Source organism: Paenibacillus sp. 01L418 (assembly GCF_056400045.1).
This window is the reverse complement of the sequence record NZ_JBFTSN010000193.1, coordinates 1-11,528: the sequence shown is the minus strand read 5'-3', so window position 1 is coordinate 11,528 and position 11,528 is coordinate 1. Positions and strand designations below refer to the sequence as shown.

Here is an 11,528-nt window from a genome sequence, read left to right as displayed (position 1 = left end):
CTTATCATGAGGCGGATGTACGATTTCAAATTGAAAATTCTCACGTTCAAAGCGGTTTTTAACCGCCCGAAGACTGGCATTTTGTTTTCCGACAAGCGTGAAATTGTCCAGATGAACCAATGCTTCCTCACCCAGTTTAAAAAAGCGATAGCCGTTTTCGTGATAAAACGGTAAATAGTCAGGTGTCGTTTGATAAAATACGACCTCTACCGCAAACTGATCGGCAAATTGCTGAAACTGTTGAATCGCTTCGCTAATCATGCTTTTGGGACCTAAAGGATCACCGAGCACAACAAGCTTATTTCGAATTTTCGCATAGGGTATTAACACTTGATCCTTCATCGCCCAGAAGAAGCTCTTGTCACCGGTAAAGAGCATATGCGTCAATAAATTTCCTTGTTCCTTTTCAAGAAAAGCTTTTAATTTCAACTGCTCATCCTCAGCTGTTTCTAAAACGGCGAGCGGCTTAGGACGAAACATATAAAGCAAGGATAGGAAGAGCCAAGCAACCAAGAGACCAAATATCGCAGCTATCGTATGCTGGCTTGGATCTATCAGCCATGTGGTGTGAGCCTTTCTTGGCAGATGTTTGAGAAATGCCGGATACGAATGGGATGCGATGAGGTAATAACCATAGGTGATTAAGAGTGTAATAAGCCCCCAGCCTAGCACATTATAAATCCCTACGGGTATAGCCAAACGATAAAATCGATGTCTTGAAATCCATAACAGCAACGCGACAATGAGTAGAAATATAGCTTCCTCGTAATCAAACGCTTTGGCAAGTGCGAAGAAGGAACCAGCACAAAGCAGGAAAAGTGTCCAGTAATAGGCTCGCTTCACTCGAAGTGAAATACCGCGAGACAGCATGATAAGCATAATGCCGATGATGATGCTTAATTGATGAGACAGCCTCATAATCTGAAACGAAACCAATTCTTCCGTAAAATGTATCCTGTAAAGTAAAGCGGGTGTCGCTGCGGACAGCAGCAATATGACCCCACTCGCAAATACAAGCTTACCGAGTGACCATGCCCCAACCTCGCCGATAAATGCAAATTGTCCCGGCCAGCGCCAAACACTTTGCCAAATATTTAATGCTCGATCCATGATGCCGCTATCAGACTGCTCCGATCGTTTCCGGTTCATAGGAAACTCGAATGCTGCCATCATAAGGCCGATTAACCATGGCACAAAATAATACAGAATTCTAAACAGAACAAGGATGACCGCGCATTTATCAGGTGGAAAGCCGAGCAGCTGTAAGCCTAATATAGCCGTTAAATCAAAACCACCGATACCGCCAGGTGCCATGCTTATAATGCCGGCTATTGCTGCTAACGTATAAATTCCAAGCGCGTTTGTAAATGTAAGTTCAGGAATAAATGTTGCTCCAATAAGCCAGAAGGTCATACCAGCAAAAAACCATTCCAAAAAGGAAGAACCAACGGATGCGGTCATAATGCGCCAAGTCAATTGTCCTCGATTCCGATTAATCCATTTGGAGAAAAGCGAGGTTCTTTGAAGCAGCACGAATAGCGGTAAATACAGTGCGATTGCCCACATCGCATAGGTAAGCCATGGATGAGCATTCAGCAATGCTTGAACAGGGAAAATGCCGATAATACACAGCCATGCTAGCAGCGATAGACCTGTAAAAGTTATCGTCGAAAGAAAGGCAACAGAAGCAGCAATACTCCCGATGGGAACCTCTCGATTTCGATATAGAATTGATCGCAGCCCTGCTCCTGTAAGACCCGCAAAACCAATCAAATTGTTTGAGGTGTTTGCAATCCATCCATAACGAATCGTATCCCAAATCCCAATCTTTAAATGAAAATGCTTGCGAATCAACAAGTCATAAGTACTCATGACAGAGACAGCGAGCATGGAGAAGCTGAGCAGAAGAAAAATTGTAAAGGGGTGCATGTGATGAAACTCATGGATCATTCTTCCCCAGTGGATCTCACGGAACTGTTTTTTTCCTTCGAAGTAAACAAAGGCGATAATAGCAACTGGCAGTAGAAAACGCAGTACTCTTGCACGGTATAGGATGGATACAAGCTTAATTAGATGCAGCTTGTAAGCTATTTCGCGAATCCATTTCATTAATATTCCCCTTATGTATGGTTTGTCCCTTACTATTCATTATTTTGCCATGTGGGACACATAAAGTATAGCCTGCTTACTCATTAATGTTTCCTCAATTAGGAAATTAAACCGAAATGTGAACGACGTGGAACATCTTTTTTAGGGGAAAAAGAAAATGTCCAGCGCTCAGAGGCTTTAAAGTTTTTAAACTTTAGTTTCCCTGAAGCTGGACATTAGGTTTAGGCTTGTACATTCGTTTATCCAGTTATAGATGAAGGCAATAATGAATAAACGTTTTTCAGCATAAGCATTTTAGGGCTGAGCTTGAATTTTGAACCAGAGAACGTGCAGCGATCATAATTAAAACGCAGTGATGTTATATGAATCGTGCAGTCTATAAATGAGCAGCCAATATAATGAGAGCCGTCAAAGTATACATCCACGTTTTTAAATGTTTTGTTAATAATATAGTCCATGATTGAATCCTCCTTGTAATGTGAAACAAGCTATTTGATTATATGCAGTTAATTCTATTGTTTATAACCTCTTTTATATGAAATGAAACAAGAGAATTGAAGTTATAGACTAGAAAAAGGAGATTAACGAGCGCAGTCCAGTTAATTTTCGTTGACAAAGCAATCTTACATCCTTATTATTAGTTTGAATTCAAACTAGTTTAGGCGGTGCTCTGAATGGGAAAAGACAATCACATTACTCGTTTTCCTTGGGAGCAAGAGGACAGCAGTACATTGCTTATAAAACTGGCATTTACGAATATTCGGCGTGCAATTGAAACTTCGCTTCGACCGCTCGGCCTCACTCCTCAGCAATCACAGTCTCTTCATTTGCTCGCTATGAAACCAGGCGTGATGAACTCCGACTTGGAGAAGCTGCTATTTATAGACAAATCGAGTGTAACCAGCTTAATCAACGGGATGGTGAAGAGAGGCTGGGTTGTAAGGCGTGCGCATGACTCGGATGCAAGAATGAAAAGAATTTATTTAACCGAGCAAGGGGTAGAAATGTCCTTGAAAGCTTCAAATGCTGTTGCACAAGCGAAAGAGAAATCGGACCATTTGCTAACCAAGGAAGAAGCGGCACATCTACATGTTTTACTCAGAAAAATTATTAAAGCGTATGAGTAAGCGATACGCTTGTTATATTCGGACATATAGTTTGAATTCAAACTATATGTAGTCTAAAACAGGAAAGGACGTAACGGGATATGGAAGTTACAGATAAACAAAAAATAGGCGAGAAGCTGCTGCCTATATTAGCTTTTACATTAGTCTTCTCTATTATGAATGCTTCAATGTTTAATGTTGTTATGCCTGTCATCAGCAAGGAATTTGGCATTACCGCCTCACAGGTGAGCTGGCTGATTACGGGTTACATGATCGTTTTTGCAGTAGGCTCCGTTACATACGGAAAGCTCGCGGACAAATATCGGCTAAAGGATCTATTGACCTTCGGATTAATTATCTTTGCACTTGGATCGATCGTAGGTTTGCTCGCTTCTGAATATTGGATGATCGTGCTTGGGAGGGTGCTGCAAGCAAGCGGTGCAGCCGTTATCCCAGCTACAGCGATGATTGTCCCAGTACGTTATTTCTCTCCTGAGAAGCGTGGCAGGGCGTTAGGTACGGTTGCGGCGGGTCTTGCTCTTGGAACCGCACTCGCGCCCATTGTTGCTGGAATCGTTACAAGCTTCATCAACTGGAGATTTTTATTTTTAATATCAGTGATTCCGCTGATTGCACTTCCGTTCTTTAGAAAATATTTGGACAACGACAGAGGAAAAGCTCAAAAAATTGACTATTTGGGCGGCATTCTGCTTGGAGGCTCCGTCGCATTATTACTGATGTCCATCTCAGTTGGAAGTTGGTTTATTGCTCTAGGCGGTGCTGTAACACTCGTTTTATTTATTGTTCGCATTCGAACAGCGACTGAGCCGTTTATCCAGCCCAAGCTGTTCAGCAATAAGAAATATACGTTTGGTTTAATCATGACTTTTCTAGCTACATCGTTAAGCTTTAGCATGCCTTTTGTAACCCCACAGTTTTTGGCGGGTCTTAACCAGTTGTCCCCTGCCATTATCGGCTTTGTTATGTTTCCTGCAGCTATTACCTCTGCATTGATGGGGCGACGAGGGGGCAGGCTTGCAGATGAGAAAGGCAACTCATTTTTAGTATACCTTGCGATTTCATTAAGCTTTACTTGTTTTATTTTGTTATCAGTATTTGTTGGATTATCACCATATCTAATCGTGTTTTTGTTAATATTCGGAAATATAGGTCAAACCTTTATGCAAATTGCGATGTCCAACACGATATCAAGAACGCTTGCCAAGGAGCAAATAGGAGTAGGAATGGGACTCATGTCCTTGCTTAACTTTATCTCGGGAGCAATGACAACAAGTATTATCGGAAAAATGCTGGATTTGAAGCAAACAGCGGTCCATTTTAACCCATTTGCCATTCATAACGGGGCATACCTATATAGCAATATTTTCTTTTCCTTAGCAATCTTGGCTGCAATCATTGTTGGCTTGTATTATTTGTTATTCAGACCATCGCGTGATAAAGCAGCTTTGCAGACAAAGCTTGAGAAGTCCAAATCATCTTCAACAACCGCTTAGAAGCCAATTGTAAAATAAACGAGGCTCTCTATATTCAATTACATGCAGTGAATGCTGCAATGTAGTTGATTATGGGGGGCTGTTTGTTTTGAAACAGAGCGATTTCATAATAAGGATATAAAATATTTGAATTAGATGAATGATGCGAAAAATGATAAAATTTGACTCTACCTACAAGTGTAATAAACTGGAAATTATATGATTTAACTAGAAGGAGAGAGCGAGATGAGCAAACCTTTAGTCGTAATTGTCGGGGCTGGACCAGGTGTAAGTGCGGGTGTTGCAAGGAAATTCGGTAACGAAGGATTTCGCGTTGTACTTGCAGCGAGGAACACGGATGCTCTGGAAACCTATGTGAAGGAGCTTAATGAAGTCAAGATTGAAGCCTACAGCATTAAGGCTGATGCAGCCGATTCATCATCATTAACTTCTGCATTTGAACAAATTAAGCAGCTATATGGTTCCCCTGATGTTCTGGTTTATAATGCGGCTGTCATATCCAAGGCTACACCCACACATTTAACTGAAACGCAACTGCTCGAGGAGTTTAAAGTAAATGTTGTTGGAGCGTTAACGAGCGCGAATCAAGTCATTCCTAATATGATTGAGCATAAGAAAGGGGCAATATTGTTTACTGGCGGCGGATTGGCGCTGGCACCAGCTGCTGAATTGTCGTCATTGTCGATTGGTAAAGCGGGCATTCGCTCTCTTGCTTTCTCACTTTCACAAGAACTACAACCGCATGGCATTTATGTTGGTACCGTAGCGATTGCTGGTTTTGTTGCCAAAGAAAGCTTCTATGATCCAGATGAAATTGCGGATCAATTTTGGAATTTATACATCAATAGAAGTGAAGTCGAGTATTTATATAAGCAAGACTAATGGGGAAGAGTAGAAAAAGCATGCCTAATCTTTATGGTTTGGGATGCTTTTTTTGCTGCTTGACATTTCTAACTGTATGAAATAATATTACAGTATACAAAAAAGTTACAGTTAGTTAGATAAACAGAGGATAACGGGAGAGATGAAATAAATGAAATCAACTTATATGCCATTGTTTGAACAAATGACCTTTAAAAACGGTATTGAATTAAAAAACCGGATTGTTATGGCACCAATGACGAATTTCTCAGCAAACGAAGACGGAACGGTATCGGAGACGGAGCTGAGCTATTATAGCCGCAGATCGGGTGGAGTGGGCCTAGTCATTACAGCTTGTGTTTACGTTTCACCAAACGGAAAAGGATTTCACGGCGAATTTGCAAGCGACAGCGATGACATGATTCCGAGTCTACAGCGCTTGGCAGCAACGATTAAAGAAAAGGGCGCTAAAGCGGTGCTTCAAATTTTTCATGGCGGCAGAGAATGTCCAATTAACCTCGTGCCCAATGGTGATGTGGTAAGTGCGAGCGCTGTAGCTTCTGAGCAGAACGCTGGGGTTACACCTAGAGCATTATTAGATGAGGAAATTGAATCGATTATTCGCGACTTTGGAGAAACGACTAGAAGAGCGATTGAGGCAGGGTTCGACGGTGTTGAAATTCATGGCGCAAACGGTTATCTTGTCCAACAATTTTTCTCTCCGCATTCCAATGTACGTGATGACCGTTGGGGAGGCAATATAGAGAACAGATTGCGTTTCCCATTAGCCGTCGTTGATGAAGTGAAGCGAGTTGTTGCTGCCTATGCGGAAAAACCTTTTCTAGTCGGTTACCGCTTCTCCCCTGAGGAGGCGACTACGCCTGGTATTACCATGTCGGATACATTTAGGCTTCTAGATGAGCTTACCAATAAAGAACTTGATTATCTTCATGTATCGTTAATGGATTTCTGGTCATTGCCTAAACGAGGTGCTGAAGAAACGAAAACGCGTATGCAATGGATAAAAGATCGTGTAGGTCACTCCATACCGATTATTGGCGTGGGCTCCATTCATACCCCAGAAGATGCTGTAAAGGCATTGGATATCGGCATTCCACTTGTAGCGATTGGCCGTGAAATTATTGTTGAACCGGATTGGGTCGAGAAAGTGCAAGAAGGCCGCGAATCGGAAATAAAAACAACGCTCAGCAAGGATGATCAAGATCGGTTGGTCATTCCTACCCCGCTCTGGCAAGCAATTGTTCATACGCCAGGCTGGTTCCCGCTAGGCGATTAATATAGATGACAGGAAAACAGGTCAAGCATTTCTTGACCTGTTTTTTTTGCGTCTTTAATCGATTTAATCTTTTTTTAGTGTATCCAGCACGACAATGAATTGGCAGTTGTTTTAGTACTAAAGTTATTGTATCATTGTCTAATAGGTAGGCAACCTAACTATTTCGCGAAGTAGTTTGGCGGCCAATAGGCCATAATAAATAAAAATGTTTAGGAGTGCAGAGCATATGGAGCAATTGAGTCAGAAGAAAAAGTTAACAATCATGATTGCACTGATGGCAGCTATGTTTTTCGCAGCTATCAATCAGACAATCGTAAGCACGGCTATGCCGCGCATTATTGCCATCTTGGGTGGCATCGAGTATTACACATGGGTTATTACCATCTATATGCTCACATCAACGATTGCTACTGTACTTGTAGGAAAGCTTTCGGATATTTACGGAAGGAAGCCGTTTTTGTTAGTCGGTATCGTGTTATTTATAATCGGAGCCTTCTTATGCGGTACATCAACTACGGTATTCCAGCTTATCACTTATCGTGGTATTCAAGGGATAGGCGGCGGTATTCTTATGTCAGCAACCGTGACGGCGGTTGGTGATTTGTTCGCACCTAGGGAAAGGGCGAAATGGACTGGATTAATGATGGCCATATTCGGCTTCTCAAGTGTAATTGGACCAACATTAGGCGGCTTTATGGTCGATCATATCGCTTGGAAGTGGATTTTCTGGATTTTCCTACCGCTTGGCATTATTGCATTTGGTATGATTTGGTCCATGTTTCCAAAAACAGCGCGTAAAACAACGGAATCCATTGACTATTGGGGTTCATTATTGCTTTCACTGATGCTTATTGCATTGCTGCTCGGCTTCTCATGGGCAGGTACAAAATATGACTGGGGCTCGCCACAAATTATTGGCATGTTCGCCTCTGCAGCGGTGTTGTTAGTTCTATTGATTCTTGTAGAACGTCAAGCCAAAAGCCCTGTATTGCCTTTGTCGATGTTTAAAAACAGCATTGTAACGATCTCCAACTCCGTCGGTTTCCTTATGAATGCCGGCATGATGGGCGCAATGATGTACCTGCCATTCTTCGTGCAGGGTGTGCTTGGTATTTCACCAACGAACTCGGGTTTTGTAAATATGCCGATGTCGATCGCCATGATCTTCCTAAGTGCAATGTCTGGTCGTTGGATTTCCAAATCAGGGAAATACAAACGATTCGCCCTCATCGGTATGCCATTCATGGTCGCGGGAATGCTTATGATGGCATTCATGACTAACGTTGGCGTTGCGGTTGCTGCGATGATCGTATTTGGTATTGGACTTGGTATTTCGATGCCAGTATTTACACTAACCGTTCAAAATGCAGTAGAGCCTTCACAGCTTGGTGTGGCTACAGCTACAGCTACGTTGTTCCGTAACCTGGGCGGTACGATTGGTATTGCAGTTATGGGTACGGTTATGAACTCCACTTTGACCAGTAAGCTGAAGGATGCTGTCGCAGCAGGTCAAGGACCTGATTTAAGTCAAGTAGATGCGGCTACAGCTGAGAAACTGTCTAGTTTCCTTAACCCGCAAATGCTGCTTGATCAACCGAAGCTTAAAGAGCTTCATGCGACGCTGCCGGAACAAATTCAGCCTTTGTTTACACACATCATCGAGATGGTTCGCTCGGTACTGAGCGACTCCTTGACGGTTGTATTCTTGTTCGGTATGTCCTTGCTGATCGTCGCATTCGTACTCGTGTTCTTCTTGAAAGAAATTCCGCTTCGCTCTTCTGACAAGAAAGAAGCAGTTAGCGTAGAGCCATCTGAAAAGTTGAAAAAAGAGCCTGCTCTTAATAATTAATAAGAGCGGCTCCTATAGGAGGGATTTCGCTTCCTGCAGCTTGCAGGAAGCGAAATCCCTTTGTTTATTAAAAGTCTTCATTCGTTTTGGCTGAGTCCAAATAGTCGAATACTTGGTTTAACATGACGACAAGCTGATCGCTTTGCTCCTTACCTAAATGATCGATCATGCCTTTGAACATGGAGATAAAACGGTCTATTGCTTTTTGAGCAATTTCTTCGCCAGTGTCCGTTAACGTTATTTCGGTAATTCTTCGATCTGTGTTATCGGATGTACGAACCACATGGCCAGATGCAATTAAGCTATTAAGCATCTGTGTAACGGTTGGAGAGGTGACTTGCAGCAATTTACTGATTTCTGTAACCGTCGTCCCTGTTGAACCTTTATCATTGCTTTTTTTCACACAAACGAGCATACGAACTTCGCTCGCTTTAAGACCGCCCCACATCGTTTTTTTCCGCCAGTCGGCTTTAGCGAACTTTTGGAAAACATCGATTAAGTCTGTTACATTCTCATATTTATCTGCGGACATTGGATTCACCTCGGTGAACTTATTTTATAAAGTAATTAGGTTACCTAAGTAATTATAGTTATTATGATGACAGGAAGTCAACAAAACAACAGAAATGAGGTGGAACATGAACAACTATGAGGAATGGAAAGAACTGTTTCCGCAATTAAAGGTTGTTTACAAAAAATTAAAAACCGAATGGTATAAAGGAATAGATTGCAGCTTCTCCATTAATCAAACAAGAATGCTTCAACATTTAGATAAACAAAGTCCCATGAAGTCGACGGATCTAGCTGAATTGCTTTTGGTTACTGCAGGCGGGGTTACGCTCATCGGGGACAAGCTCGTGGAAAGAGGGCTTATTCGAAGAAATCGCAGCGAGGATGATAGACGAGTCGTATATTTGGAAATTACAGATGAGGGCAAACAATTTGTGAAGGCTTTTAATGAAAATGATGATGCTATTATCCGATATATGAGTGAGAGGATCTCGCAAGAGGATTTGGAGCATTTGAGACGAATATTTACATCGCTTGATGATTAGCGGGATCTAATCGAAACATTTCAGCAGCAAGAATTGGAAGGGGAATACGGAAGTATGGTTATGGATCAAATGCAAAAAATGAAAGACATGAAGCAGCAAATCACTCGTTTTCTAATGATGTACAAATTTGCGATTCAAGAGCTTGAGACAAAAGTCGAAATATTAAAGGAAGAGTTTCATTTATTGCATGAATACAATCCGATTGAGCATACAAGCTCGCGCCTAAAGTCGCCCAAGAGCATTGTCGAAAAGCTTTATCGAAAGCAAAGCGAGCTTTCTTTTAACGGCATTCGGAATCACATTAAAGATATAGCAGGCCTGCGAATAACTTGCTCTTTTATTTCTGATATTTACCGGATTAGTGATATGTTAAGCAATCAGAGCGATTTGACCTTATTGGAGGTTAAAGACTATATAAAAAATCCGAAGCCAAACGGCTACCAAAGCTTGCATCTGCTCATTGAGGTGCCGGTGTTCATATCGGATCGAGTGGAAAATGTGTGTGTAGAAGTTCAAATTCGAACGATAGCGATGGATTTCTGGGCGAGCCTGGAGCACAAAATCTATTATAAATATAAACAGGCGATACCTCCTCGCTTACTGAATGAACTAAAAGAAGCGGCAGATTCCGCATCCGCGCTGGATCAGAAGATGGAGCGACTGCATAATGAGATCGCAGCCATTAAAGAAGAGCGTGAGGATGATCTGGGCGATGAGATGCTTCGGCTGATCATGAACAATCAAAGCGGCTCCATTCCAAACATGCTGTTAGAGCTTTTTGAGGATGGAGCCAAAAAATAATAGTCGTGAACCATGCATCAGCAACATAAAGTGAGAGTAGTGCCAAAAAGTGCTGCCAAACGAGTGTTGTTGAAAGGTGGTCATGCGGCGATGGTTATTTCAAGCTTTCAAGCCTTTATTCAGGTGTTTGGCTTATCAATCTCCATGAGCTTAGTAGGCGGCCTCATCGGACATTTTGTGAAAAATGGGATTATCGAAATGCCGAAACTCGTCATAGAATATGATGAAGAAGGATTATCCCTTTCTTCAAATTGGTTAGTAAAGTGGATTCAGCGCTGTTATTACTTTGTTATTTTTGTCATCGGCTTTAGAGATCACAGTAATGCGAAAAAAAAGATTTTTTTTGATCTCGGCTTTCTCGGCGATTTGCTGATCGCAATCGGAACGGGCATATTAGCAAAAACAGCGCTGGCTATGGCAAATACATCGGACAACTTTGCAGTCGTGAGCAGTTCATTGCTGGCAGGCTACGCAGGCTTATCTTACCTGAAGAGCAAGCAGAACAAAGAGTTTGCTGATTTGTTTCCTGAAGAAATAGATGATTCAAATCCGCAAACGCCACCGAAATAACATGCAAGTTTACTTAAGTTTTGCGTATAATGACCATAGCTGATAAACCTTTTGCTTAAATATAAGAAAGTATATCATTTTCTCATACTTATCTTATATTTCACCGTCAAAGCTACTTCAGCGTCTAAAGGACGCCGAAGGYGTTTTTGCTTGACTAATCGATTTTTCACAAAAATATCGAAGGAGGGTGGAGCGTGTGGGGAAAATAACGGTCAAAGTGACAACTGAGGAAATGCATGAGCTTAAGAAACTAGCCGAGATAGTCAAAAATCCTCAGCTTCCCATGTCTGACCGTCGCATTGCTAAAACGCAATATGAGTCCATTATCAACTTCGCAAAAAATAGTAACCGCGGCATTATTTCATC

11 protein-coding genes are annotated in these 11,528 nt (G+C 41.9%); 8 read left to right on the top strand and 3 right to left on the bottom strand.

All coding sequences use genetic code 11. From position 1 onward, the window contains the following. Both AC1DSE_RS20615 and AC1DSE_RS20610 read right to left on the bottom strand, forming a co-directional pair. Positions 1-2,109 (bottom strand): phosphatidylglycerol lysyltransferase domain-containing protein (locus AC1DSE_RS20615; RefSeq protein ID WP_477528107.1); only part of this gene is annotated, 2,109 nt, incomplete at its 3' end. A gap of 239 nt (positions 2,110-2,348) precedes the next feature. Continuing rightward, positions 2,349-2,567 (bottom strand): hypothetical protein, encoded by a 219-nt coding sequence (locus AC1DSE_RS20610; protein WP_441885375.1) that lies wholly within the window; start codon positions 2,565-2,567, stop codon positions 2,349-2,351. Between the two features lie 216 nt (positions 2,568-2,783). Between AC1DSE_RS20610 and AC1DSE_RS20605 the strand changes: the two genes are divergently transcribed. From AC1DSE_RS20605 to AC1DSE_RS20585, 5 genes are all read left to right on the top strand, one after another. Then, positions 2,784-3,236 (top strand): MarR family winged helix-turn-helix transcriptional regulator, encoded by a 453-nt coding sequence (locus AC1DSE_RS20605; protein WP_477511077.1) that lies wholly within the window; start codon positions 2,784-2,786, stop codon positions 3,234-3,236. Between the two features lie 80 nt (positions 3,237-3,316). Then, positions 3,317-4,729 (top strand): MFS transporter, encoded by a 1,413-nt coding sequence (locus tag AC1DSE_RS20600; protein WP_477511076.1) that lies wholly within the window; start codon positions 3,317-3,319, stop codon positions 4,727-4,729. 225 nt (positions 4,730-4,954) lie between these two features. Then, positions 4,955-5,611, top strand: coding sequence for an SDR family NAD(P)-dependent oxidoreductase (locus AC1DSE_RS20595; protein WP_477511075.1), 657 nt, complete (start codon positions 4,955-4,957; stop codon positions 5,609-5,611). 151 nt (positions 5,612-5,762) lie between these two features. Beyond that, entirely contained in the window at positions 5,763-6,887 is a 1,125-nt protein-coding gene (locus AC1DSE_RS20590) for an NADH-dependent flavin oxidoreductase (RefSeq protein WP_441885383.1), read from the top strand. A gap of 226 nt (positions 6,888-7,113) precedes the next feature. Then, positions 7,114-8,736 carry an MDR family MFS transporter gene (locus tag AC1DSE_RS20585; RefSeq protein WP_441885385.1) on the top strand — a complete coding sequence of 541 codons (1,623 nt, stop codon included), beginning with the start codon at positions 7,114-7,116 and terminating at the stop codon, positions 8,734-8,736. A gap of 67 nt (positions 8,737-8,803) precedes the next feature. On the opposite strand, the gene AC1DSE_RS20580 is transcribed toward AC1DSE_RS20585, so the two are convergent. Further along, on the bottom strand, positions 8,804-9,268 hold the full coding sequence (locus AC1DSE_RS20580) for a MarR family winged helix-turn-helix transcriptional regulator (protein ID WP_441885387.1): 465 nt from the start codon (positions 9,266-9,268) through the stop codon (positions 8,804-8,806). A gap of 106 nt (positions 9,269-9,374) precedes the next feature. Here AC1DSE_RS20580 and AC1DSE_RS20575 point away from each other — a divergent pair, with 106 nt between their 5' ends. Genes AC1DSE_RS20575 through AC1DSE_RS20565 form a run of 3 tightly spaced genes read left to right on the top strand, consistent with a single transcriptional unit; the run spans position 9,375 to position 11,162 of the window. Beyond that, entirely contained in the window at positions 9,375-9,791 is a 417-nt protein-coding gene (locus AC1DSE_RS20575) for a MarR family winged helix-turn-helix transcriptional regulator (protein WP_076270900.1), read from the top strand. Positions 9,792-9,845: 54 nt separating this feature from the next. Next, positions 9,846-10,592 carry a GTP pyrophosphokinase gene (locus tag AC1DSE_RS20570; RefSeq protein WP_477511074.1) on the top strand — a complete coding sequence of 249 codons (747 nt, stop codon included), beginning with the start codon at positions 9,846-9,848 and terminating at the stop codon, positions 10,590-10,592. Between the two features lie 12 nt (positions 10,593-10,604). Continuing rightward, on the top strand, positions 10,605-11,162 hold the full coding sequence (locus tag AC1DSE_RS20565) for a hypothetical protein (RefSeq protein WP_144376882.1): 558 nt from the start codon (positions 10,605-10,607) through the stop codon (positions 11,160-11,162). Positions 11,163-11,528 lie beyond the last annotated feature (366 nt).

Coding starts and splice junctions, on each gene's coding strand:
- AC1DSE_RS20610 (WP_441885375.1), bottom strand. CDS start 2,567: ATGGACTATATTATTAACAAAACATTTAAAAACGTGGATGTATACTTT.
- AC1DSE_RS20605 (WP_477511077.1), top strand. CDS start 2,784: ATGGGAAAAGACAATCACATTACTCGTTTTCCTTGGGAGCAAGAGGAC.
- AC1DSE_RS20600 (WP_477511076.1), top strand. CDS start 3,317: ATGGAAGTTACAGATAAACAAAAAATAGGCGAGAAGCTGCTGCCTATA.
- AC1DSE_RS20595 (WP_477511075.1), top strand. CDS start 4,955: ATGAGCAAACCTTTAGTCGTAATTGTCGGGGCTGGACCAGGTGTAAGT.
- AC1DSE_RS20590 (WP_441885383.1), top strand. CDS start 5,763: ATGAAATCAACTTATATGCCATTGTTTGAACAAATGACCTTTAAAAAC.
- AC1DSE_RS20585 (WP_441885385.1), top strand. CDS start 7,114: ATGGAGCAATTGAGTCAGAAGAAAAAGTTAACAATCATGATTGCACTG.
- AC1DSE_RS20580 (WP_441885387.1), bottom strand. CDS start 9,268: ATGTCCGCAGATAAATATGAGAATGTAACAGACTTAATCGATGTTTTC.
- AC1DSE_RS20575 (WP_076270900.1), top strand. CDS start 9,375: ATGAACAACTATGAGGAATGGAAAGAACTGTTTCCGCAATTAAAGGTT.
- AC1DSE_RS20570 (WP_477511074.1), top strand. CDS start 9,846: ATGGTTATGGATCAAATGCAAAAAATGAAAGACATGAAGCAGCAAATC.
- AC1DSE_RS20565 (WP_144376882.1), top strand. CDS start 10,605: ATGCATCAGCAACATAAAGTGAGAGTAGTGCCAAAAAGTGCTGCCAAA.